Origin of the sequence: Delftia sp. WSY_10 (assembly GCF_043104705.1) — a bacterium.
In the GTDB taxonomy this organism is placed as follows: Bacteria; Pseudomonadota; Gammaproteobacteria; order Burkholderiales; family Burkholderiaceae_C; genus Comamonas; species Comamonas tsuruhatensis.
On record NZ_JBICKY010000012.1, the window covers coordinates 145,268 to 168,546 of the forward strand.

Here is a 23,279-nt window from a genome sequence, read left to right on the forward strand (position 1 = left end):
CCACGACCCTGCACAGAGCGCATTTCCATGTCCCGTCCCAACATCCTCTTCATCGTGGCCGATGACCTCGGCTATGCCGACCTCGGCTGCTACGGCGGCCGCGCGGCCGACTTCGGCCCGGTATCGCCCGTGCTCGACCGCCTGGCCGCCGGCGGCCTCAGGCTCACCCAGGGCTATGCCAACTCGCCCGTGTGCTCTCCCACGCGCTTTGCCCTGGCCACGGCGCGCTACCAGTACCGCCTGCGCGGTGCGGCCGAGGAGCCCATCAACAGCAGGACACGCGGCACGCCGCTGGGCGAGAAGCTGGGCCTGCCGCCGGACATGCCCACCGTGGCCTCCATGCTCAGGGATGCGGGCTACCGCACGGCGCTGATCGGCAAATGGCACCTGGGCTACCCGCCGCACTTCGGCCCGCTGCGCTCGGGCTACGAGGAATACTTCGGCCCCATGTCAGGCGGCGTGGACTACTTCACCCATCTGAGCAGCTCGGGCCAGCACGACCTGTGGGTGGGCGAGGAGGAGCACCACGACGAGGGCTACCTGACCGACCTGCTGTCGCAGCGCAGCGTGGACTTCGTCCACCGCATGGCCCAAGGCGATGCGCCCTTCTTCCTGAGCCTGCACTACACGGCGCCGCACTGGCCCTGGGAAACGCGCGAGGACCGCAGCACGGCCGAGGCCCTGGGCGCAGGCATTGCCCACCTGGACGGCGGCAACATCCACCAGTACCGCCGCATGATCCACCACATGGACGAAGGCATAGGCTGGATCGTCGAGGCGCTGCGCGCCAACGGACAGCTGGACAACACCCTCATCGTCTTCACCAGCGACAACGGCGGCGAACGCTTCTCCGACAACTGGCCCCTGGTCGGCGGCAAGATGGACCTGACCGAGGGCGGCATACGCGTGCCCTGGATCGCGCACTGGCCGGCCGTGATCGCACCGGGCCGCAGCAGCCCCCAGCACTGCATGAGCATGGACTGGTCGGCCACGGTGCTGGATGCCGCCGGCGTGCAGGCGCCGGCCGGCCATGCGCTGGACGGCGTCTCCCTGCTGCCCGTGCTGCGCGCCGAAGATGCCGAATTCCCGCGCACCCTGCACTGGCGCATGAAGCACCGCGGCCAGCGCGCGCTGCGCGACGGCGACTGGAAGTACCTGCGCGTGGACGGCATCGACTACCTGTTCGACCTGGCCAGCGACGAGCGCGAGCGCGCCAACCAGGCAGTGCGCGCGCCCGAGCGTCTGGCCGCCATGCGCAGCGCCTGGGAAGACTGGAACCAGGGCATGCCGCCCATCCCCGAGGACGCCACGGTCAGCCTGGTCTCTTCGGCCCGGGACATGCCCCAGCGCTGAACCGCGCTCCAAGGGGAAAAACGAAGGCGTCGGCACTGCGGCACCCCATGCCCGACAATAGCGGCCATGCTTTTGACCGCGCCCCTGGTGTCCTCCACCCAAGCCCCGCTGGAGGAAACGACCGAATGGATCATTCCCTATGCCGGCGGTCCGTCCTCGGATGCGGCGGATGACGCTGCCGTCGCGGCCGTCTGGGGCGGACTGGAGCTGCCCCATCTCCAATCCCTGCTGGCGCTGATGCAGCCCGCGCCCGCACAGACCGGCACGGAGATGGATTTTTCTCCCCCCCACGAACGCGCCCTGGCGCGCTCGCTGGGCCTGCCCGATGCGCCGGGCCTGATTGCCTGGGCCGCCTGGCAGGCCGGTGAGACGGCACAGGCCTGCGCCTATGTCACGCCCTGCCACTGGCACATAGGCGCAGACCAGGTCCACCAGAGCGATCCCGCCACCACACCCCTCAGCGATGAGGAATCCCGCCAGCTGCTGGCCCTGCTGGCGCCCTGGTTCGCTGACGACGGCATCGTGCTGGAGTACCAGCAGCCGCAGCGCTGGCTGGCGCGCGGTGCGCTGTTCGATGACCTGGCCACGGCCTCCATGGACCGCGTCATCGGCCGCGACGTGCGGCCCTGGCTGCCCGATGCGCAGCAGGCGCGCGCCCTGCACCGCCTGCAAAGCGAGGTGCAGATGCTGCTCTACACCCATGTCTTCAACGACGCCCGCGCCGCCCGCGGCCAGGTGCCCATCAACGCCTTCTGGGTCCACGGCGCCGGGCGCCTGCAGCCCGGCACGGCCACCGGCGCCAAGGCCGCCGTGCAATGCCTGGACGACCTTCACGCCGCAGCCCTGCAGGGCAACCCCGCTGCGTGGCGCGAGGCCTGGAAGGCGCTGGACGCCGGGCTCATCGCCCGCCTGCTGGAGCGCGTGCGCGCAGGCCACCCGCTCACGCTGACGCTGTGCGGCGAACGCCATGCCATCGCATGGAGCAGCCGCCCGCCGCGCTGGCTGGACAGGCTGACGGGCCTTTTCGGCCCCCGCGCCCTGCCCGACCTGGGCCGCATGCTCTGACACATTGCCCATGAAAATCATCCCCCGCGAGATTCCTGCACAGCAGGCCTGGGCACTGCGCCAGGCCGGCGTCCACCCGCTGCTGGCCCAGCTCTACGCCGCACGCGGCGTGTGCTCCGCCGACGAACTGGACGACACGCCTGCACGCCTGCTGGCCCCCTCCGGCCTGCTGGGCATGGAGGCCGCCGTGCGGCTGCTGGCCGATGCCATAGAGCGCGGCCTGCGCCTGTGCATCGTGGCCGACTACGACTGCGACGGCGCCACCGCCTGCGCCGTGGGCTGGCGCGGCCTGCGCATGCTGGGCGCGACCGAGGTCGGCTACCTGGTGCCCGACCGCGTGGTGGACGGCTACGGCCTGACGCCCCCCATCGCGCGCCGTGTCAAGGAAACCGGCGCCGACGTGATGGTCACCGTGGACAACGGCATTGCCAGCGTCGAAGGCGTGGCCGAGGCCAAGTCCCTGGGCCTGCAGGTGGTCGTCACCGACCACCACCTGCCCGGCAACCACCTGCCGCTGGCCGATGCCATCGTCAACCCCAACCAGCCCGGCTGCAGCTTCGAGAGCAAGTCCATGGCCGGTGTCGGCGTGATGTTCTACGTGCTGCTGGCCCTGCGAGCCGAACTGCGCACGCGCGGCCGCTTCGACAAGACCAGCCAGCCTCGTCTGGAGGCCTTGCTGCCCCTGGTCGCCCTGGGCACCGTGGCCGACGTGGTGAAGCTGGACGCCAACAACCGCCGCCTGGTCGCCCTGGGCCTGAAGCAGATACGCCGGGGCCAGATGCAGCCGGGCCTGCAGGCCTTGTTCGACGCGGCCGGCCGCAAGGCCTTTGCGGCCACCACCTTCGACTTCGGCTTCGCGCTGGGTCCGCGCATCAATGCGGCCGGCCGGCTGTCCGACATGACCATCGGCATCGAGTGCCTGACCACGGACGATGCGGGCCGCGCCGCCAACCTGGCGCAGATGCTGGACGCCATCAACCGCGAGCGCCGCGAGCTGGAAGGCGGCATGCGCGAGCAGGCCCTGCTCATGGCCGAGGGCCTGTGCACGGACGGCATGACGCCGCCGGCGGCCATCAGCGTGTTCGACCCCGATTTCCACGAAGGTGTGGTCGGCATCGTGGCCTCGCGCATCAAGGACCGCATGCACCGGCCCAGCTTCGTCTTCGCAGCCAGCGGCGCGCCGGGGCACGAGCATGAACTCAAGGGCTCGGGCCGCTCCATTCCCGGCTTTCACCTGCGCGACGCGCTGGACCTCGTATCCAAGCGCCACCCCGGCCTGCTGCTGCGCTTTGGCGGCCACGCCATGGCGGCCGGCTGCACCATTGCCGAGGCCGGTTTCGCGGTGTTCGAAAAGGCCCTGGCCCAGGTGGCACAGGAATGGCTGGACGCGGCCACGCTGACGCGCCGCATAGAGACCGACGGACCGCTGGACCCGGATTTCCGCAAGCCCGAAATGGTCGAGCAGCTCAATCTCGCGGTCTGGGGCCAGGGCTTTGCCCCGCCCACCTTCAGCGAACAGCTGGAAGTGCTCTCACAGCGCCTGGTCGGTGAAAAGCACCTGAAACTGCAATTGCGCCATCAGGGCGAAACCGTGGACGGCATCTGGTTCGGCCATACCGACCCGCTGCCGTCATCGGCCTGCATTGCATTTCGCATGGACATCAATGAATGGCGCGGAGAGCGCAAGGTGCAATTCCTGATCGAGGGCGTTCATTCGGACATTTCCTAGAGATCCCACCGGCCCTTCACGGCGCCGCTCGGTTAATATCCCCGGTTTTTTGCAACAATTTATTGCAAATTCATTCCAAGAAAACCGGGGAAAAACTCATGACTTCTCGCCTGTGGCCTTGCACGGCCATTGCCATCACCCTGGCCGCCGGCCTTTCCGGCTGCGCCACCACCGAGCAATCGCGCACGCTTGAAACGGCCAAACCCGCTTCTGCATACAGCGCCTATCAAGGCCCGCGCAGCCCCATTTCCGTGGGCAAGTTCGACAACCGCTCCAGCTTCCAGCGCGGCATTTTCTCGGACGGAGTCGACCGCCTCGGTGGCCAGGCCAGAACCATCTTGGTAACCCACCTGCAGCAAAGCGGCCGATTCAGCGTGCTGGACCGCGACAACATGTCCGAGACCCGCCAGGAAGCGGGCTTCAACCGGCAGGAGCAGGCGATCAAGGGCGCCACCTACGTCGTGACCGGCGACGTGAGCGAGTTCGGCCGCAAGGTGGTCGGGGACCGCCAGTTCTTCGGCGTGCTCGGCCGTGGCAAGGAGCAGGTGGCCTATGCCAAGGTCAGCCTGAACATCGTCCGGGTGCAGACCTCCGAAGTCGTCTATTCGGTACAGGGTGCGGGCGAATACAGCCTGTCGAACCGCGAAATCGTGGGATTCGGCAGCACGGCCGGCTATGACTCCACACTCAATGGCAAGGTGCTGGATCTGGCCATCCGCGAAGCCGTGGACAAGCTGGCGGCCGGCATGGACAGCGGTGCATGGAAGCCCGCCCAATGAAGCAGATTCCCCATTCGGCCGCAACCCTGGCTGCACTGGCCGTTTGCGCCTCGTTGGCCGGCTGCGCCGCACCGCGCCAGCCGCTGTATGCCTGGAACGATTACCAGCCCCAGGTCTATCAATACCTCAAGGATGACGGAAGCACAGGCGCCGAGGACCAATTGCTCAAGCTGGAAGAAACCCGCCTGAAGGTGCAGGCCGAGGGAAAGGCTTTGCCCCCCGGCTATCGCGCCCATATGGCCATGCTGTATTCCCGGACCGGCAACAACGAAAAGACGGTGCAGCAATTGGCAGAGGAAAAGCAGCATTTCCCCGAATCCGCCAAGTTCATGGACACGCTGCTGCAAACCTTCACGGCCCGCAAGGATTGAGATGCGCCTGAGCACACACATCAAGACCCTGGCCCTGGCCATGACCGTCGCACTGACCGGGTGCGCCACCACTGCGCCCTATGACTATTCGGCACTGCGGGCATCCAAGCCTGCATCCATCCTGGTCATGCCCGCGCTGAACCAGTCGCCGGAAGTGAATGCGCCGGCCGGCGTGCTGTCGCAGATCACGCTGCCGCTGGCCGAGGCTGGCTACTACGTCCTGCCCGTGGCGGTCACCGAGGAAATGTTCCGCCAGAACGGCATCGTCAGCGCCGACGATGCGCAGGAACTGCCCGTGGCCAAGCTCCGTGAAATCTTTGGCGCCGATGCGGCCCTGTACCTGAACATCCGCAACTACGGCACCAGCTATGCGGTGATCAGCAGCGCCTCGGTGGTCACGCTGGACGCCAAACTGGTGGACCTGCGTACCGGCACACAGCTGTGGGACGGCAGCGCCACGGCCTCCAGTGCCGAAGGCCAAAGCTCGGGCGGCGGACTGGTCGGCATTCTGGTGACGGCACTGCTCAACCAGATCCTGGACACCATGAACGACCGCAGCGTGCAGATCGCCTCCATCGCCAACCAGCGCCTGCTGTCGCCCATGGCGCAGCGCGGACTGCTGCCGGGCCCGCGCTCGCCCGACTACGGCAAACCGCGCAACTGACGAAGGCCCGCAGGCCGGCGCACATGCACGCGCCGGCCTGCATCCCCGCTCCTCCCGCTAGAAGGTCTCCCAGTCGTCGTCCGCGCCGGCCTTGGCAGGTGCCCGGGCGGGCGCCTTAGCCACAGGCGGCTGGATCTGGGGCGCCGGTGCATTGCGCACGGCGGCAGCCGGGCGTGCCGCGGGCGCGGGACGCGCCGCCGCTGCAGGGGCTGCTGCCGGTCGGCGCGCCACGGCGGCTGAACTGGCGGGCGCCTGCGCCCGGGCCGGTGCCAGCGCACTGCCTTCCTGCCCCAGCTTGAACACCGCCACCACCTCGGACAGGCGCCGCGCCTGGTCCTGCATGGCCAGCGCAGCCGCGCTGGATTCCTCGACCAGGGCCGCATTCTGCTGCGTCATCTGGTCGAGCTGGCTCACGGCCTGGTTGACCTGGCCAATGCCGTCGCGCTGCTCGGTGGACGAGGCGGTGATCTCGCCGATGAGGTCGCTGACGCGGCGCACGCTGGAGACGATTTCCTCCATGGAGCGCCCCGCCTGCTCCACCTGCTGCGAGCCCGACTGCACGTTGTCCACGCTGGTGGTGATCAGCAGCTTGATCTCCTTGGCGGCCTCGGCACTGCGCTGCGCCAGCGAACGCACCTCGCCGGCCACCACGGCAAAGCCCCGGCCCTGCTCGCCTGCGCGGGCCGCTTCCACGGCGGCGTTGAGCGCCAGGATGTTGGTCTGGAAGGCAATGCCGTCGATCACGCCGATGATGTCGGCGATCTTGCGGCTGCTGTCCGTGATCTGCTGCATGCTGGTGACCACCTGGGCCACCACGGCGCCGCCCTGCTCGGCCGCCTGCGCGGCCGTGGCGGCCAGCTGGTTGGCCTGGCGCGCCGTATCGGCCGACTGGGTGACGGTGGCCGTCAGCTCCTCCATGCTGGCCGCCGTCTCCTCCAGATTCGCCGCCGTCTGCTCGGTACGCGAGGACAGGTCCTGGTTGCCGCTGGCGATCTGGTTGGAGGCCGTGGACACGGACTCCACGCCCGAACGCACCTCGCCCACCACGCCGCGCAGCCGCTGGGCCATGCCGTTGAGCGCCTGCAGCAGATGGCCCAGTTCATCGCCCCGGTTGCTTTGCACCGACCCCGTGAGATCGCCTGCGGCAATGCCGTCGGCCAGCGCCACGGCCTGGTCCAGCGGCCGTGTGATGGAACGCATGATGGCCATGCCCATGAACAGGCCCAGGGCCACGATGAGCGCGCTGGCCAGGGCGCCGATCCAGTAGGCCCGGGTGCGGTGGGCGACGCCCTCCTCGCGCGCCAGCTCGCTTTGGCGCTCCTGCTGCTGAACAAAGGCTTCCTGCGCCGTGTTGTAGCGCTCGGCCGCCGGGCGCAGCTGCTTTTCCACGATGTCGAAGGTGGAGGCGAAGTCGCTGGCCTTGCGCGCATCCTGGGCCGCCGAGTTGGCCTTGAGCGTTTCCCGGCGCTCGGCCGCCACGGCCTCCAGCGCCTGCTTGCCCTTGGCATCGAGCTGCAGCTCGCCCACCTGCTTTTGCAGCACGTTGATGCGTTCTATGCCCTTGCTCATCAGCGCGCGCTGCTGCGCGGCCAGCGTCTCGTCGGGTGACATGGCCGCGACGATGGAGCGCTCCACGCTCATCTGGGTCAGATGCCGCCACTCGCGCGCCAGCGTGGCGCCGCGCTGCGCGGTCATCACGTCGGTGTTGATCTTCTCGTTGACTCCGTGCAGATAGAACAGGATGCCGCCGTTGACCGCCAGCATGCTCACCAGCAGTCCCAGCACCAGGGCCCAGAGTTTCTGGGCGACGGTGATTTGATTCAGATTCATGGAAAAACCGATCTTTTTTCTAACAATGCCGGAGCTTGGCCATGGCGCCCCGCCGACCTTCGCTCCGGGCAATCATTCTTGTCCACCCTTGACGGCGCCTGGCTGATCATCGTCATGCCGCTGTCACTATTGAGGGCGGTAAACCCGCACTCAGGGAAGTCCCCAGCCGCAGCGCCAGGCTCGGAAAAGGACCGACACCTACAATGGGCCGGTGCCCAAGTCCTATCTGAATGCCGATCTGCACAGCCACTCCGTGGTCTCGGATGGAACGCTGACGCCTGAACAACTGGCCGAACGTGCCGCGGCCCGCGGCGTGCAGCTTTGGGCGCTGACCGACCATGACGAGGTCGGCGGCCAGCACCGCGCAGCCGCCGCAGCGCGCGCCTGCGGCCTGGACTACCTGACGGGCGCAGAGATCTCGGTGAGCTTTGCAGGCACCACGGTGCACATCGTGGGCCTGGGCTTTGACGCAGACGACCCGGCCCTGGTCGAAGGCCTGCATGCCACGCGCGACGGACGCGGTCCCCGCGCCCGCGAGATGGCCCGCCAGCTGGAGCTGGCCGGCATTGAAGGCAGCTACGAAGGCGCGCTGCGCTTTGCCGGCAATCCCGCGCTGATCTCGCGCACGCATTTCGCGCGCTTTCTCGTGGAATCCGGCCGCTGCCGCGACACCGGCGAGGTGTTCCGCCACTACCTGACCGAAGGCCATCCCGGCTACGTGCCTCATACCTGGGCGCGCCTGGCCGACGCCGTGCGCTGGATCACGCAGGCCGGCGGCGTGGCGGTGATCGCCCACCCGGCCCGCTATGCGCTGACGGCCAACGAGGAGTACGCGCTGTTTTCCGAATTCAAGGCCCATGGGGGCCAGGGCGTGGAGGTCGTCACCGGCAGCCACCGCCCCAGCGAGTACGCCGTCTATGCCGACATGGCCCGCGAGTTCGGCCTGGCCGCCTCGCGCGGCAGCGACTTCCACAGCCCCGAGGAGTCGCATACCGACCTGGGCGACCTGCCCTACCTGCCGGGCCAGCTGACGCCGGTATGGGAACTGCTGGGCGAGCGCATTCAGCCGGCCTGAGCCCTTCCCGCAAACAACGCACACCATGGTCCTACGCTTCGAAGCCCACCCCGACAATCCCCAGCCCCGTCTCATCAAGCAGGCCGCCGACATGCTGCGCCAGGGCGCCATCCTGGCCATTCCCACGGACTCCAGCTATGCACTGGTCTGCCATCTGGACGACCGCCCTGCGGTGGAGCGGCTGCGCCGCATCCGCCAGATCAACGACAAGCACCACCTCACGCTGCTGTGCCGCGACCTGTCGGAGCTGTCCAGCCATGCGCGCGTGGACAACCGCCAGTACCGGCTGTTGAAGCTGGCCACACCGGGGCCGTACACCTTCATCCTGGAAGCCTCCAAGGAAGTGCCCAAGCGCCTGAGCCACCCCTCGCGCAAGACCATCGGCCTGCGCGTGCCGGACCGCAAGGGCACGCAGCTGCTGCTGGAGCAGCTGGGCGAGCCGCTGATCGCCACCACGCTGATCCCGCCCGGAGAGACCGAGGCCCTGCATGACGCGGATGCCATCCTGGAGCGCTTTCCCCACGAGCTCGATGCCATCGTCGATGCAGGTGCCTGCCCCTCGGAGCCGACCACGGTGATCGACCTGGTGCCCATGGCCCTGGGCAATCCGCCCACCGTGGTGCGGCAAGGCCGGGGCAGCCTGGAGGCCCTGGGCCTGGAAATGACCTGAATCACCCCCCCCGCAAAAACAGACGCCGGGCATGCCCGGCGTCTGTTTTTGCAGCTTGATCCTGAAAGGCGTTCAGTGCTGTGCCCACTCCAGGGGCCGGGGTGCAGCAGCCGGCGCGCGCTGCAACGGCCTCGTCACAGCGGCGGACAAGGCTGCGGCGGGAGCCATCGACGGCTTCTGCGGCTGCACCCGCACGCCAGCGCCAGCATCCTGCGGCTCGTCATCGAGCTTGAAGGCACCCACGGCCTGCTCCAGCTCCTGGGCGCGCTCGCTCAGCGCTGAGGCCGCACGCGAGGCCTGATGCACCAGGGCCGCGTTCTCCTGGGTGGCGCTGTCCATGTGGCCCACGGCGGCGTTGACCTGGGCAATGCCTTCGCTTTGCTCGCGCAGGGCCTGCGACATTTCGCCGAGCAGGCCCGAGACCTGGCCCACGGCGCCGACAATCTCCTGCATGGTGGCGCCCGCCTGGTTGACCAGGCCCGCGCCGCTTTCCACCTGGCGCACGCTGGTGGTGATCAGTTCCTTGATCTGCTTGGCAGCCTCGGCCGAACGGCCGGCCAGGCTGCGCACCTCGCTGGCCACCACGGCGAAGCCCCGGCCCTGATCGCCCGCGCGTGCCGCCTCCACGGCCGCGTTCAGCGCAAGGATATTGGTCTGGAAGGCAATGCCTTCGATGACCTGGATGATGTCCACGATCTTGCGCGAGCTGCCGCTGATGGCCTCCATGGTCTGCACCACCTCGCCCACCACGGCCCCCCCGCGCCTGGCCGTGGACGATGCATCGACGGCCAGGCCGCTGGCCGAATGCGCGCGCTCCGCGTTCTGGCGCACGGTGGCCGTGAGTTGCTCCATGCTGGCCGCCGTCTGGGCCAGCGCCGAGACCTGGGCCTCGGTGCGGCGCGACAGGTCGGTGTTGCCGGCGTCGATCTCACCGGCCGACAGGCCGATGGAATCCGTGGACTGCTTGATGCGGCCGACCAGCTCGGTCAGCGTGTCTTCCATGGTGCCCAGCGCGCCCAGCAGGCGGCCGAAGTCGCCCTGCAGCTCGGTCGAAAACTCCTGGCTCAGGTCGCCGGCGGCCACCGTTTCGGCAATCAGGATGGCCTGGCCCAGCGGCTGCACGATGCCGCGCCGCAGGCTGAACCAGGCCACCAGGGCCAGTGTGCAGACGGCCGCCCCCAGGCCCAGCACCCACCAGCGCGTGTGCACCAGCGCCTGCTCGGCCACCGTGGTCGCCCCGCCGGCCGCCAGCGCCTGCTCGGCCTGCCCCAGCGAGAGCACCGTGACCGCCATCATCGTGAACACCAGCAGATTGATACCGCCGAACGCAATCACCAGCCGCCAGCCTATCGGCAGCCTGCCCAAGCCCAGTACGCCCACGTGCCACCTCTTGTCCATATGGCCCGAGGGCCTTGGTGAAAAACCTGTTGATTCGCCCATCGCATTGCTGTTTCATTTTGCAACATAGAGGCGGCTGTTGCCAATCCGCGGGAAACCACCATATCCGGTCGGCCGCAGCGCTGCGCACGGGCTCTGGCGGTGCCCAGCGGCAAGGGTGGCCGCCGTCTGAGACAATGCCCGCCGTGGACATCTCCAACCTCATCCAGACCGTACTCATCTATGCCCTGCCCGTGCTCTTCGCGATCACGGTGCACGAGGCTGCCCACGGCTATGCCGCACGCCACTTCGGCGACAACACGGCCGCCATGATGGGACGCATCACGCTCAACCCCATCAAGCACATCGACCCCATCGGCACCATCCTGATGCCGCTGCTGCTGTATTTCGCCACCTCGGGCGCCTTCCTGTTCGGCTACGCCAAGCCCGTGCCCGTGCGCTTCGACCAGTTGCGCAACCCCAAGCGCGACATGATCTGGGTGGCCCTGGCGGGCCCGGCCTCCAATTTCGTGCAGGCGCTGATGTGGGGCGTGCTGCTCGTGGTTCTGGTCGGATCGGGAGTGGGCGAGCGCTTCTTCATTGAAATGTGCCGCGCCGGCATCCTGGTCAATCTGGTGATGTGGGCCTTCAACCTCTTCCCGCTGCCGCCGCTGGACGGCGGGCGCATCCTCGTCGGCCTGCTGCCCTGGCGCCAGGCGCAATGGGTGGCGCGGATCGAACCCTGGGGATTCTTCATCGTCATGGGACTGGTCATCGCCGGCGTGGTCGGCAGCCTGTGGCTGCGGCCGCTGATGGATCTCGGCTATGCCGTGATCGATCTCGCGTTGACGCCGCTGATCGCGCTGCTGCGCTGAACGCGCGGCAGACCCGCCCAGCCTGCCCGTCAGATTCCCTTCTTTTCTCTCTATTGCCTGTCGCAGTCTCCCGTCATGAGCACCATCCGTTTCCTCACCGGCATCACTCCCAGCGGAACCCCGCACCTCGGCAACTATGCCGGCATGCTGCGCCCGGCCATCGCGGCCAGCCGCTCGCGCGAGGTGGAGAACTTCTACTTCCTGGCCGACTACCACGCACTGATCAAGTGCCAGGACCCGGCGCGCGTGCAGCGCTCCACCATCGAGATCGCGGCCAGCTGGCTGGCGGCGGGGCTGGACCCCGAGCATGTGACCTTCTACCGCCAGTCCGACATCCCCGAGATCCCCGAGCTGTGCTGGCTGCTGACCTGCGTGACCGGCAAGGGCCTGCTCAATCGCGCCCACGCCTACAAGGCGGCCGTGGACAAGAACCACGCGGACGGCGCCGAGACCGATGACGGCGTGACTGCCGGCCTGTTCATGTACCCCGTGCTGATGGCTGCCGACATCCTGGCCTTCAACGCCCACAAGGTGCCCGTGGGCCGCGACCAGGTCCAGCACATCGAGATGGCGCGCGACATGGCCTCGAGCTTCAACCACATCTATGGCGACGAGTTCTTCACGCTGCCCGAGGCACAGGTCGAGGACAACGTGGCCACGCTGCCCGGCCTGGACGGCCGCAAGATGAGCAAGAGCTACAACAACACCATCCCGCTGTTCTCCACGCGCGAGCAGCTGCGCAAGCTCATCGGCAGCATCACCACCGATTCGCGCACGCCCGGCGAGCCCAAGGAAGTCGAGGGTTCGGCCCTGTTCCAGATCTACCAGGGCTTTGCCAGCGAGGAAGAAACCGAGGCGCTGCGCCGCCAGTACGCCGAAGGCATTGCCTGGGGCGACGCCAAGCAGCAGCTGTTCGAGCGCATCGACCGCGAGCTGGCCCCCATGCGCGAACGCTACGAGCACCTGGTGGCCCATCCGGGCGAACTGGAGGACATCCTGCAGGCCGGCGCCACCAAGGCCCGCCGCGAGACCCTGCCCCTGATCCGCGAACTGCGCTCGGCCGTCGGCCTGCGCAGCCTGGCCCAGGCCCCCGTGGCCGCCAAGGCCAAGGCCGCGAAGCAGGCCCTGCCCCAGTTCAAGCAATACCGCGAAGCCGACGGCAAGTTCTACTTCAAGCTCGTGGCTGCCGACGGCCAGCTGCTGCTGCAAAGCCTGGGCTTCGACGCCCCCAAGGAAGCCGGCCAGGCCATCGGCCAACTGCAAAGGGAAGGCGAGGCGGCCCTGTCCGCACTGCAGTCCCGGCTGCAGCCCGCCGACGCGCAGTTGGTGCTGACCGCCCTGCAGCAACTGCGCGATGCTTCGGAGTAAGGGTAAGCTTCGCTTGAGAAACCGCATATTTGCGGGCAGTCTTGCCCGCAAGCCCTGCGCCCGGGATTCTGGCGCTTGCGTGAAAGGACATTGGGATGCGTATCGCTGCTCTGGACGATGATCCGCTGCAACTGGAGATGCTGCGTCAGGTTGCGCTGGAGACGGGCCACAGCTGCCACACCTACCAGACGGGCTCGGCCCTGCAGTTGGAACTGCGCCGCGAGAGCTTCGACCTTCTGATCGTGGACTGGCACCTTCCGGACATGGAAGGAACGGACCTGGTGCGGTGGACGCGCGGCCATGTGAGCCGCGAGCTGCCCATCCTCATCATCACCCACCGCAGCGAAGAGGCCGACATCGTCGAAGGCCTGTCCTGCGGCGCAGACGATTTCATGGTCAAGCCCGTGCGCCACGGCGAGCTGCGCGCGCGCATGGCCGCCCTGCTGCGCCGCGCCTATCCGGTGAACACGCAAAGCGTGCTGGAGTTCGGCCCCTTCCGGTTCCTCACCACCACCAACAGCCTGGAAATGAATGGCCAGCCCATCGAGGTGACGCACCGCGAGTACACGCTGGCCCTGACGCTGTTCCAGAACCAGGGCCGTCTGCTGTCGCGCGAACACCTGCGCGAAGCCGTGTGGGGCCACAACGCCGAAGTGCAGTCGCGCTCGCTGGACACACATATCTCGCGCCTGCGCGCGCTGCTGAACCTGCGCGCCGGTCAGCCCTACGCCATCAGCGCCGTGTACGGCTACGGCTACCGCCTGGACGTGCCTGACGAGGCATTGCAGGCGGCACCTCAAACACCATGAACAGACTCTTGCTCGCCGCCAGCCTGCGCGGGCCCGTCGCGCGGGCCTGCCTGCTGGCAAGCCTGGCCCTGCTGGGCGCTGCCGCCACACAGGCCCAGATCAAACCCGCCGCCAGCGGCGGCGACATGCTCGCCCACCGCGTGGCCACAGGCGACACCCTGGAACAGCTGGCCAACCGCTACCTGGGCGATGCACGCCAGTGGACCCAGCTGCAGCAGCACAACGGCGTGGCCAACCCGTACCGCCTGCGGCCCGGCTCCGTGCTGGAGATTCCCGTGCGCCTGCTGCGCGCCGCCGTGGCCTCCGTGGAATTCGTGCAGGGCGATGCGCGCAGCACACGCGCGCTCGACCATCTGGCCGACACGCAAGGCGGCTCGGCCGAAGACGCAGGCCAGGTCCTGCGCAAGGGACAGACGCTGCAGGAAGGCGATCGACTGCAGCTTGCGCCGGACGCCTTTGTGGCCGTGCGCCTGGCCGACGGCTCTTTGGTGCGCGTGCAGTCGCAGTCCGATGTCCTGCTGCGCCAGATGCGCCGCAAGGGCCGGGCCGGCAGCCTGCAGTCCGTGATCGACCTGCGAGAAGGCAGCGTGGAGGCCTCGGTCCCCCCCGAGCAGGGCAATGCCCAGCGCCGCTTCGAGGTGCGCACGCCTGCGGCATCGACCAGCGTGCGCGGCACGCGTTTCCTGGTGCAGACCGATGCGGCAGGCAGGACAGCGGCCGCCGTCGACGAAGGCACGGTCGCCGTGGGCTCGGACGCCTCTGGCGCACCTTCCGGCGATGCGCTGCTGCACCCCGGCCAGGGCGTGGACGTGGCGGCAGACGGCCGCGTCGGCCAACCCCGCCCCATGCTGGGTGCGCCCGACATCACCGCCTGGCCCGCCTTGGCGGAAGACGCCAACTGGATCAGCCTGCCCCTGCCGGCCTTGCCCGGCGCCGTGCGTTACCAGCTGCAGCTGTCGCGCGACGCGGACATGACCCAGGTGCTGCGCAGCGCCAGCTTCCAGGCCACGGCCTCACCGCTGCGCCTGGCAGGCGTGGACGATGGCGACTATGTACTGTCCCTGCGCGGCATCGACGCCCAGGGCATTCCGGGTGCAGCCAGCCGGCGCGCCCTGCGCGTCAAGGCCCATCCCGTGCCGCCGCTGTACGAATCACCGCAGGCCGACGCCACCGTGGGCCTGGGCCGCGCCGGCCTGCAGTGCACCAAGGTGGTGGGCGCCGTGCGCTACCGCATCCAGGTCGTTTCTGCCGATGCCCAGGCCGGCTTTGCCGAACCTGCCATCGACGCGCGCGACCTGAACGACTGCACATTGCCCGCAGCCGCGCTGGCCCGGCTGCCGGCCGGCCGCTATCTCTGGCGTGCCGCCAGCATTCGCACGCTGGCCGATGGACAGCCCGACCAGGGCCCGTTTGCCGCAGCCCAGGCCATGCAACTGGCGGCCGTTCCTCCCCAGCCCTCGGCCAGCGCGCTGCAGATGGGCGACGGCCCGGCCGAAGGCAGCCGCCAGATCCGCTGGAGCGGCGAGCCCGGCCAGCGCTACCACGTGATGGTGGCACGCGACCAGGAGTTCACCGCGCCGCTGGTGGACCTCTGGACCGACCAGCCGCAATGGAGCACCGAGGAGCTGCCCGCAGGCAGCTACTACCTGCGGCTGCAGATCGAGGACGCCAACGGCCTGCGCAGCGATTTCTCGGCCGCACGCCAGTTCCGCACCGGTAGCTGGATCGTCGATGCCAGCGGCGAGATGATGCAATCGGGCAGCGGAGAGCGCCTGCAGCGCCAGTAACCGCACCCGTTCAATCCTTGACCGCGCTTGTCCACCCTGCCGCCTTCGCCTGACAGTCTCGCCACGCCGGCGCAGCAGGTGCAGCCGGCGCCCGCGCGTGGCCGGGGGCTGCGGCGGGACTGGCTGCTGCTGGCGGCGGGACTGCTGTCCCTGGTGTTCTGGCTCAGCGGTGATGGGCAGCTGGAGCGCATCAACGGACTGGTGCAGGACACGGCCAGCTGGCTGCACCGCCCCAAGGCATCTCAGGACATCGTCATCGTGGCCATCGACGATGCCAGCATCGACGCCATAGGCCGCTGGCCCTGGAGGCGTGCCCTGCACGCCGGCCTGCTGGAGCGCATCAGCCAGGCCCCGCCGCGCGCCATCGGCCTGGACGTGATGCTCAGCGAAGAAGATCTGGACTATCCCGGCGATGACCTGCTGCTGGCGCGCGTCCTGCAGCGCAGCGGCCGCACCGCCTTGCCCGTGGCGCCGGGCACGGATCCGCTGCCGGCCTTTGCACAGGCTGCGGCAGCGCTGGGCCACACCCAGCTGCCCGTGGATTCCGACGGCGCCGTGCGCAGCTTCCATGCCATTGAAGGCAGCGCGCAGCAGCCCTGGTGGCACATGGCGCTGGCCCTGCACTGCGTGGGCCAGCACGGCCGCGCATGCGCCCGCCCCGAACCCGTGCCGCCGCTGGACCCCGGCACACCCGCATGGCAGCGCCGCCAGCGGGAGATCATTGCCTTCGCACAGGCCAGGCCCGAGCAGGGCGCGCGTGACCGCTCGCCCTTCACCACCTATTCGTACATCGACGTGCTGCGCGGCCGCATTCCTGCTGCGGCATTTCGCGGCAAATACGTGCTCATAGGAACGACGGCCGCCGGACTGGGAGCGCAGTTCACCGCACCGCTGGGTGCCAGCGCGCGCCCCATCTCCAGCGTGGAAACGCTGGCCCATGTGCTCAACGGCAGCCTGCAGGGCTCGCACGTACACCGCGCTTCGGCGGGGCTGGACCGTGCGCTCAACACCGCAGCCGTGCTGCTGGCCCTGCTGGCCCTGGCCTGGCTGGGCCCTTCGGGCGGCATGCTGGCCTGCGCGCTGCTGGCCCTGGCCTGCCTGTCGCTGGCCGGGCTGGCACCACGCATCTTGCAGGTGCAGACGGCCCCTGCCGCAGCCCTGCTGGGCCTGGCCCTGGCCTATCCGCTGTGGAGCTGGCTGCGCCTGCGCGCCGCCGCCCGCTTTCTGGCGCTGGAACTGCGAGACCTGCAGGGCCAGGGCCTGCCCACCGCGCTGCGCCTGGGCGGCGACCTGCTGGACCAGCGCATTGCCGCCGTCGAGCAGGCTTCGCGGCAACTGCGCGCCCTGCACCATTTCGTCAGCGAAAGCCTGCGCCAGCTGCCCTCGCCCACCTTTGTCTGCGACCGCCAGGGCCATGTGCTGCTGGCCAATGCCGCGGCCCATGCCTATGCGCGCAGCCTGGATCACGACCTGCGCGCTGGCGACTCCCTTCCCAGGCTGCTCGATGGCCTGCAGGCGCTGGACACGGCGCCCGGCCCGCAAGCCGGCAGCCCGCTGCTCACGGCCAGGGCGCTTGCCGCCGGCGGCCTGCCGCTCAGCAGCGAGGGGCGCGACGGCCGCGGCCGCAGCCTGATGCTGCTGGTCCAGGCCTTCGAGGCTCCGCCCACCACGGGCTGGCTGATCACCCTGGTCGATATCAGCGATCTGCGCAGCGCCCAGGCCCAGCGCGACCAGGCCATGCAGTTCATCTCGCACGACATACGGGCGCCCGTGGCATCCATCATCACCTTGCTGGAGATGCAGCGTGGTTCCGTACAAGCGCCCGACCTGGGCATGCTGCTCCCGCGCATCGAAGGCTATGCCCAGGCCTCCCTGCAGCTGGCCGACGATTTCGTGCACCTGGCTCGTGCCCAGCAGCAGGCGCTGCGCCAGCAGCAGCTGGACCTGGGCCTGGTGCTGGACCAGGCCGTGGAAAGCTGCTGGGCCCAGGCCAGCGCCGCCCATGTGCAGCTGGAATTCAGCCTGCCCGAGCAGGAATGCCCCGTGCTGGGCGACCCGGGCATGCTCCACCGCGCAGCCGTCAACCTGATCGGCAACGCCATCAAGTACGGAGCGCACGGGCAACAGGCAAGCGGCGCCACGGTGCAATGCCTGCTGCTGCAGGACGCCGGCCATTGCCGCATCGCCATCCGGGACCACGGACCCGGCATGGATGCGCAGGCCGTCGCCCGCCTGAGCCAGCCCTTCGAGCGCCTGGACCACCATCAGCACCTGGACGGCGCAGGCCTTGGGCTGGCCTTTGTCCGCACCGTGGCTGCCCGCCATGGCGGGCAGCTGCAGATAGAAAGCGCGCCAGGCCAGGGAAGCACCTTCAGCATCGTGCTGCCGAAGGCGCAGCAAGCCTGACCGGGGGTGTCATCCCGGCGGATGGCCCGTGAAAACGAAAAAGCCCTGAAGTCTTTCAACTTCAGGGCTTTGCGTTTTTTGGTGCGGCTGGCAGGAATCGAACCCACGACCCCTTGGTTCGTAGCCAAGTACTCTATCCAGCTGAGCTACAGCCGCAACGCTTCGCATTGTAGCAGCGGGTTTTGGAGCTTCCAGGCAAAAGCGCCATATTTCTGCAAAAAACCTGGAAGTCGCATTCAATGGCAGCCAGGCGCAGCCATGCCAGCCGGCAGCGTCGCGCCCAGCAAAAAAGCCTGCCGCCCGGAAAGGCGGCAGGCTTTTTCATACCAATGGATGGTAGGGCCTCCCAGAGTCGAACTGGGCACCAACGGATTATGAGTCCGCTGCTCTAACCAAGCATGAGCTAAGGCCCCTGATTCACCAAGGCAGCGCGGATGCACGCCATGGCAAACGGCTATTGTAGATCCTAACCTGCGCGGCTCAGCGCTTGTGGCTCAGCGCGTTGCTGACCAGCTTGGAGGTGATGTCCACGATCTGGATCATGCGGTCGTAGTGCATGCGGGTGGGGCCGATCACGCCCAGCGTGCCCACCACCTTGCCATCGAGCTCGTAGGGCGCGCTGACCACGGACAGCTCCTCGAAGGGCACGACCTGGCTTTCGCCCCCGATGTAGATGCGCACACCTTCGGCCTGGCTGGAGAAATCCAGCAGCCTGAGGATCTGGGTCTTTTGCTCGAACAGGTCGAAGGCGCGGCGCAGATTGCCCATGTCGCTGGAGAAATCGCTGACCGACAGCAGGTTGCGCTCGCCCGCGATGACCACGTCCTCCTGGGCACTGGTCATGGCCTCCGTGCCCACGTTGACGGCTGCCTGCATGAGGGTGGCCACCTCGCCGCGCAAAAGCTCGACCTCGCCCTTGAGGCGCTCGCGCACCTCTTCCATGGCCAGGCCTGCGTAGTGGCTGTTGAGAAAGTTCGATGCCTCGATCAGCTGAGAGGCCGAGTAATCCACGTCGGTGAAGATGACGCGGTTTTGCACGTCACCGTCGGGCGAGACGATGATGACCAGAAAGCGCCGCTCCGACAGTCGCACGAATTCGATGTGCTTGAACACCGAGGTGCGGCGAGGCACCAGCACCACGCCCACGAACTGGGAAAGGCTGGACAGCAGATTGGCGGCGTTGGCGATGACTTTCTGCGGCTGCTCGGGCACGAGCTCGGGCGTCACGATATCTGCACGGTCCGCCGTGAGCATGGTGTCCACGAACAGCCGGTAGCCCCGGGCGGTCGGAATGCGGCCGGCCGAGGTGTGCGGACTGATGATCAACCCCAGGTCTTCGAGGTCAGCCATCACATTGCGTATCGTGGCAGGCGACAATTCAAGCCCCGACGCACGCGACAGGGTCCGCGAGCCCACAGGCTGGCCGTCAGCGATGTAACGCTCGATCAGCGCTTTGAGCAACAACTTGGCACGTTCGTCGAGCATGTGATGATTTTAATGATGTAATTTCCAGAAATGACGTCCACGTTTCGCCACGTTGCCTTGATCGGGAAGTACCACGCTCCCAGCGCAAGCGCCCCGTCCGAGAATGCCAGCAACGCGCTCGAGCGCATTGCGGACTTCCTCAGGCGCCAGGGCTGCGAAGTCGTGCTTGATACCCAATCGGCCCTGCACGCAGGGCTCACAGACTACCCCACCCTCGATGTCGATGGCCTGGGCAGGCATTGCGACCTGGGCCTGGTCGTCGGCGGCGACGGCACCATGCTCGGCGTGAGCCGGCACCTGGCGCAATACGGAACGCCCCTGATCGGGGTGAACCAGGGCCGCCTGGGCTTTGTCACCGACATCGCGCTGGAGGACTTCGAGGCCACGCTCACCCCCATGCTGCAGGGCGAGTACGAAGAGGACCTGCGTCCCCTGATGTGCGCCCGCGTGATCCGCGAGGGCGAATGCGTGTTCGAGGCCCTGGCCATGAACGACGTGGTGGTCAACCGCGGCGGCACCTCCGGCATGGTGGAGCTGCGCATCGAGGTGGGCGGCCGCTTTGTCTCCAACCAGCGCGCCGACGGCCTGATCGTGGCCACGCCCACGGGCTCCACGGCCTATGCCCTGTCCGCTGGCGGGCCGATGATGCATCCGTCCATCCCCGCCTGGGTGATGGCACCCATTGCGCCGCACAACCTGTCCAATCGCCCCATCGTGCTGTCCGATGCCAACGAGGTCACGATCGAAGTCGTGGCCGGGCGCGATGTCAGCGCCAATTTCGACATGCAGTCGCTGGCCTCGCTGCAGCACGGCGACCGCATCCTCGTGAGCCGCGCCCACCACAGCGTGCGCTTTCTGCACCCCAAGGGCTGGAACTACTTCGCCACGCTGCGCAAGAAACTGGGCTGGAACGAGGGAGGCGCCTGACCATGGCGCTCAAGCGCATCGTGCTGCGCGACTTCGTGATCGTGCAGGCCCTGGATCTGGACTGGCATGCGGGCTTCACCGTGCTGACCGGCGAGACCGGCGCCGGCAAATCCATCCTGATCGATGCATTGCAGCTGGCCCTGGGCGCCCGCGCCGACGCCGACGTGGTGCGCGAAGGCTGCCCCCAAGCCGATATCTGCGTGGAGTTCGACGGCTGCGCGCGGCTGCGCCCCTGGCTGGAGGCGGCAGGCCTGGCCTGCGAGGACAACAGCCTGCTGCTGCGGCGCACGGTGGACACCCAGGGCCGCAGCCGCGCCTGGATCAACGGCACGCCGGCCACGGCCACGCAGCTGCGCGCCCTGGGCGAGCAGCTGATCGACATCCACGGCCAGCATGCCTGGCAAAGCCTCACGCGACCCGACGCAGCACGCGCGCTGCTGGACGCCTATGCAGGCATAGACAGCCGCGAGGTCCAGGCCTGCTGGAGCCGCTGGAGCCAGGCACGACAAGCCCTGCAGCATGCGCAATCCGCCCAGGACAGCCTGCAGCGCGAACGCGAACGGCTGCAGTGGCAGATCACCGAACTCGACAAGCTGGCCCCGCAGGCCGACGAGTGGGACGAGCTCAATGCCCAGCACACGCGCCTGTCGCATGCCCAGACCCTGATAGACACCGCCCAGACCACGCTGCAGATGCTGGAGGACGACGAGGCCGGCGTGATCACTCCGCTGGGCCGTGCCAGCCATCTGATACAGAACCAGGAACACCTGGAGCCCGAGTTCCAGAACATCGCCGATGTGCTGGCCTCGTGCACGGCCCAGGTGCAGGATGCGCGCCATTCGCTGCAGGCCTATCTGCGCCGCGCCGACCTGGACCCCGAACGCCTGGCCGAGCTGGATGCGCGCCTGTCGCTGTGGATGCAGCTGGCGCGCCGCTACCGCCGCACGCCCGATGAGCTGCCGGCACTGCTGGCCGGCTGGCGCCAGGAGCTGCAGCAGCTGGACGCCGCCGTGGACATCGAGGCCCTGCACGCTGCAGAGCAATCCGCGCAGCAGCACTACCAGGCCAGCGCCCGGGTGCTGTCGCAGCAACGCGCCCTGGCTGCGCCGCGCCTGTCGCGCGCCATCACCCAGGCCATGCAGGGCCTGGGCATGGAAGGCGGCCTGTTCGAGGCCGCCCTGTCCACGGCCGACTCCCCTGGTGCCTTTGGCGTGGACAGCGTGGCCTTCCTGGTCGCCGGCCATCCTGGAGCCAGCCCCAAGCCGATTGCCAAGGTGGCGTCGGGCGGCGAGCTGTCGCGCATTTCGCTGGCCATTGCCGTGACCACCAGCGAGCTGGGCGAGGCCGGCACGCTGATCTTCGACGAGGTGGACTCGGGCGTGGGCGGCGCCGTCGCCGAGACCGTGGGCCGCCTCATGCATGCGCTGGGCCGATCGCGCCAGGTGCTGTCCGTCACCCATCTGCCGCAGGTCGCGGCCTGTGCCGACCACCACTATCTGGTGGCCAAGCAGCGCGCAAGGCAGGGCACGCTCAGCACCGTGCAGCCGCTGGACAGCACCGCGCGCGAGGCAGAGCTGGCCCGCATGCTGGGCGGCGAGCGCCAGTCCGAAACCACGATGGCCCATGCCCGCGAAATGCTGGCCATGGCGCGCCAGGCACCCCCGCCCCGCCCGGCGCCGCGCAGGCCCGGCCGGCAGCGGCCGCAGGCCGACGCGCAGCGTACCCGGCCCAAGCCGGGCCGTGCGGCCAACGGCGCGCGCAACACCAATGGAGGCTGATGCCATGTCGCTTGAGATCGTGCTGATCACCGGGATGTCCGGATCGGGCAAATCCGTCGCCCTGCATGCGCTGGAGGATGCCGGCTACTACTGCGTGGACAACCTGCCTCCCGAGCTACTGTCCGCCTTCGTCGAACTGGAGCACGGCCGCCACAGCAACAAGGTGGCCATCGCCATGGATGCGCGCAGCGCCGGGGGATTGCCCCACCTGCCCGGGCAGCTGGAGCGGCTGCAGCGCCAGGGTGTCGTGCCCCACCTGGTCTTTCTGGACGCCACCACGGGCACCCTGGTGCGGCGCTTCTCCGAAACGCGGCGCCGCCATCCTCTGTCGCAAGGGCCTGTCGCCGAGGGCCGCCGCGCCCTGGTGCAGGACATAGAAACCGAGCGCGAACTGCTGGGCGAATTGCGCGAGAAATCGCATGTCATCGACACCAGCCACCTGCGCTCGTCCCAGCTGCAAAGCTATATCAAGGAGCTGATTGCGGCCCCGGTGGGCCAGATGACCCTGGTCTTCCAGTCCTTCGGCTTCAAGCACGGCCTGCCCTCGGATTCCGACTATGTATTCGATGTGCGCATGCTGCCCAATCCGCACTACGAACCCCAGCTGCGCCCGCTGACCGGCATGGATGCGCCCGTGGCCGAGTTCCTGCGCCAGCAGCCCGGCGTGGACCAGATGCGCCGAGACATCCAGCAGTTCCTGGAGTCCTGGCTGGACATGATGGCCAGCAACCACCGCAGCTATGTCACCGTGGCCATCGGCTGCACGGGGGGCCAGCACCGCTCGGTCTTCCTGGTCGAGGAACTGGCGCGGCACTTCGCCCCGCGCTGGCCCACGCTGTGCCGGCACCGCTCGCTGGACAGCCGGCCCACCCCCAAGCCTGCCGACCTGCTTGCGCACGACATCTGAAGCGCCAGGGCCCGCTCCCGGAGT

19 protein-coding genes and 2 tRNA genes are annotated in these 23,279 nt (G+C 68.4%); 16 read left to right on the forward strand and 5 right to left on the reverse strand.

Annotation, left to right across the window (positions count from 1 at the left end; all coding sequences use genetic code 11):
* Nucleotides 1-27 precede the first annotated feature (27 nt).
* The 6 genes from ACF8ML_RS02780 to ACF8ML_RS02805 all read left to right on the forward strand — a co-directional run bounded on the left by ACF8ML_RS02780 (nt 28) and on the right by ACF8ML_RS02805 (nt 5,961).
* The gene (locus ACF8ML_RS02780; RefSeq protein ID WP_392406227.1) at nt 28-1,353 is read left to right on the forward strand and encodes a sulfatase; all 1,326 of its coding nucleotides are present in this window, start codon (nt 28-30) and stop codon (nt 1,351-1,353) included.
* Nucleotides 1,354-1,419: 66 nt separating this feature from the next.
* Entirely contained in the window at nt 1,420-2,418 is a 999-nt protein-coding gene (locus ACF8ML_RS02785; protein WP_063328199.1) for a hypothetical protein, read from the forward strand.
* Between the two features lie 10 nt (nt 2,419-2,428).
* Nucleotides 2,429-4,147, forward strand: a complete 1,719-nt coding sequence (gene recJ / locus ACF8ML_RS02790; protein WP_392406229.1) for a single-stranded-DNA-specific exonuclease RecJ — start codon at nt 2,429-2,431, stop codon at nt 4,145-4,147.
* A 98-nt stretch (nt 4,148-4,245) separates the two neighbouring features.
* Entirely contained in the window at nt 4,246-4,926 is a 681-nt protein-coding gene (locus ACF8ML_RS02795; protein ID WP_016445723.1) for a CsgG/HfaB family protein, read from the forward strand.
* Nucleotides 4,923-5,297 carry a DUF4810 domain-containing protein gene (locus ACF8ML_RS02800; RefSeq protein ID WP_034364091.1) on the forward strand — a complete coding sequence of 125 codons (375 nt, stop codon included), beginning with the start codon at nt 4,923-4,925 and terminating at the stop codon, nt 5,295-5,297. Before ACF8ML_RS02795 ends, ACF8ML_RS02800 begins: the two co-directional genes overlap by 4 nt.
* Before the next feature lies 1 nt (nt 5,298).
* Complete coding sequence (locus tag ACF8ML_RS02805; RefSeq protein ID WP_017407772.1) at nt 5,299-5,961, forward strand: DUF799 domain-containing protein; 663 nt, start codon at nt 5,299-5,301, stop codon at nt 5,959-5,961.
* Between the two features lie 57 nt (nt 5,962-6,018).
* Here the strand turns inward: ACF8ML_RS02805 and ACF8ML_RS02810 are convergent, their stop codons facing one another.
* Complete coding sequence (locus ACF8ML_RS02810) at nt 6,019-7,791, reverse strand: methyl-accepting chemotaxis protein (RefSeq protein ID WP_046984442.1); 1,773 nt, start codon at nt 7,789-7,791, stop codon at nt 6,019-6,021.
* A gap of 211 nt (nt 7,792-8,002) precedes the next feature.
* On the opposite strand from ACF8ML_RS02810, the gene ACF8ML_RS02815 reads away from it, so the two are divergent.
* Together ACF8ML_RS02815 and ACF8ML_RS02820 are read left to right on the forward strand one after the other, a co-directional pair.
* Complete coding sequence (locus ACF8ML_RS02815) at nt 8,003-8,866, forward strand: 3',5'-nucleoside bisphosphate phosphatase (RefSeq protein ID WP_016445719.1); 864 nt, start codon at nt 8,003-8,005, stop codon at nt 8,864-8,866.
* A 25-nt stretch (nt 8,867-8,891) separates the two neighbouring features.
* The gene (locus tag ACF8ML_RS02820) at nt 8,892-9,536 is read left to right on the forward strand and encodes an L-threonylcarbamoyladenylate synthase (protein WP_016445718.1); all 645 of its coding nucleotides are present in this window, start codon (nt 8,892-8,894) and stop codon (nt 9,534-9,536) included.
* Between the two features lie 72 nt (nt 9,537-9,608).
* On the opposite strand, the gene ACF8ML_RS02825 is transcribed toward ACF8ML_RS02820, so the two are convergent.
* Nucleotides 9,609-10,934, reverse strand: coding sequence for a methyl-accepting chemotaxis protein (locus tag ACF8ML_RS02825; protein WP_392406233.1), 1,326 nt, complete (start codon nt 10,932-10,934; stop codon nt 9,609-9,611).
* Between the two features lie 176 nt (nt 10,935-11,110).
* On the opposite strand from ACF8ML_RS02825, the gene ACF8ML_RS02830 reads away from it, so the two are divergent.
* The 5 genes from ACF8ML_RS02830 (at nt 11,111) to ACF8ML_RS02850 (ending at nt 18,158) form a co-directional block, all read left to right on the forward strand.
* Complete coding sequence (locus ACF8ML_RS02830; protein ID WP_016445716.1) at nt 11,111-11,788, forward strand: site-2 protease family protein; 678 nt, start codon at nt 11,111-11,113, stop codon at nt 11,786-11,788.
* 75 nt (nt 11,789-11,863) lie between these two features.
* Complete coding sequence (locus ACF8ML_RS02835) at nt 11,864-13,156, forward strand: tryptophan--tRNA ligase (RefSeq protein ID WP_047326568.1); 1,293 nt, start codon at nt 11,864-11,866, stop codon at nt 13,154-13,156.
* Nucleotides 13,157-13,251: 95 nt separating this feature from the next.
* Nucleotides 13,252-13,965 (forward strand): response regulator transcription factor, encoded by a 714-nt coding sequence (locus ACF8ML_RS02840; protein ID WP_016445714.1) that lies wholly within the window; start codon nt 13,252-13,254, stop codon nt 13,963-13,965.
* A complete protein-coding gene (locus ACF8ML_RS02845; RefSeq protein WP_047326567.1) occupies nt 13,962-15,752 on the forward strand; it encodes a FecR domain-containing protein in 1,791 nt (596 codons plus the stop codon). Before ACF8ML_RS02840 ends, ACF8ML_RS02845 begins: the two co-directional genes overlap by 4 nt.
* A gap of 27 nt (nt 15,753-15,779) precedes the next feature.
* A complete protein-coding gene (locus tag ACF8ML_RS02850; RefSeq protein ID WP_392406236.1) occupies nt 15,780-18,158 on the forward strand; it encodes a CHASE2 domain-containing protein in 2,379 nt (792 codons plus the stop codon).
* Between the two features lie 79 nt (nt 18,159-18,237).
* Here ACF8ML_RS02850 and ACF8ML_RS02855 read toward each other — a convergent pair.
* From ACF8ML_RS02855 to hrcA, 3 genes are all read right to left on the reverse strand, one after another.
* Nucleotides 18,238-18,314: transfer RNA gene (locus tag ACF8ML_RS02855), tRNA-Arg, on the reverse strand.
* 178 nt (nt 18,315-18,492) lie between these two features.
* A tRNA-Ile gene (locus ACF8ML_RS02860) sits at nt 18,493-18,571 on the reverse strand.
* Between the two features lie 67 nt (nt 18,572-18,638).
* A complete protein-coding gene (gene hrcA / locus ACF8ML_RS02865; protein WP_016445711.1) occupies nt 18,639-19,643 on the reverse strand; it encodes a heat-inducible transcriptional repressor HrcA in 1,005 nt (334 codons plus the stop codon).
* Nucleotides 19,644-19,673: 30 nt separating this feature from the next.
* Here hrcA and ACF8ML_RS02870 point away from each other — a divergent pair, with 30 nt between their 5' ends.
* From ACF8ML_RS02870 to rapZ, 3 genes are read left to right on the forward strand one after another with little or no spacing between them, the layout of a single operon-like run.
* The gene (locus ACF8ML_RS02870; protein ID WP_016451050.1) at nt 19,674-20,570 is read left to right on the forward strand and encodes an NAD kinase; all 897 of its coding nucleotides are present in this window, start codon (nt 19,674-19,676) and stop codon (nt 20,568-20,570) included.
* Between the two features lie 2 nt (nt 20,571-20,572).
* Complete coding sequence (recN, locus tag ACF8ML_RS02875) at nt 20,573-22,348, forward strand: DNA repair protein RecN (protein ID WP_046986090.1); 1,776 nt, start codon at nt 20,573-20,575, stop codon at nt 22,346-22,348.
* Between the two features lie 4 nt (nt 22,349-22,352).
* On the forward strand, nt 22,353-23,255 hold the full coding sequence (rapZ, locus tag ACF8ML_RS02880) for an RNase adapter RapZ (RefSeq protein WP_016445709.1): 903 nt from the start codon (nt 22,353-22,355) through the stop codon (nt 23,253-23,255).
* Nucleotides 23,256-23,279 lie beyond the last annotated feature (24 nt).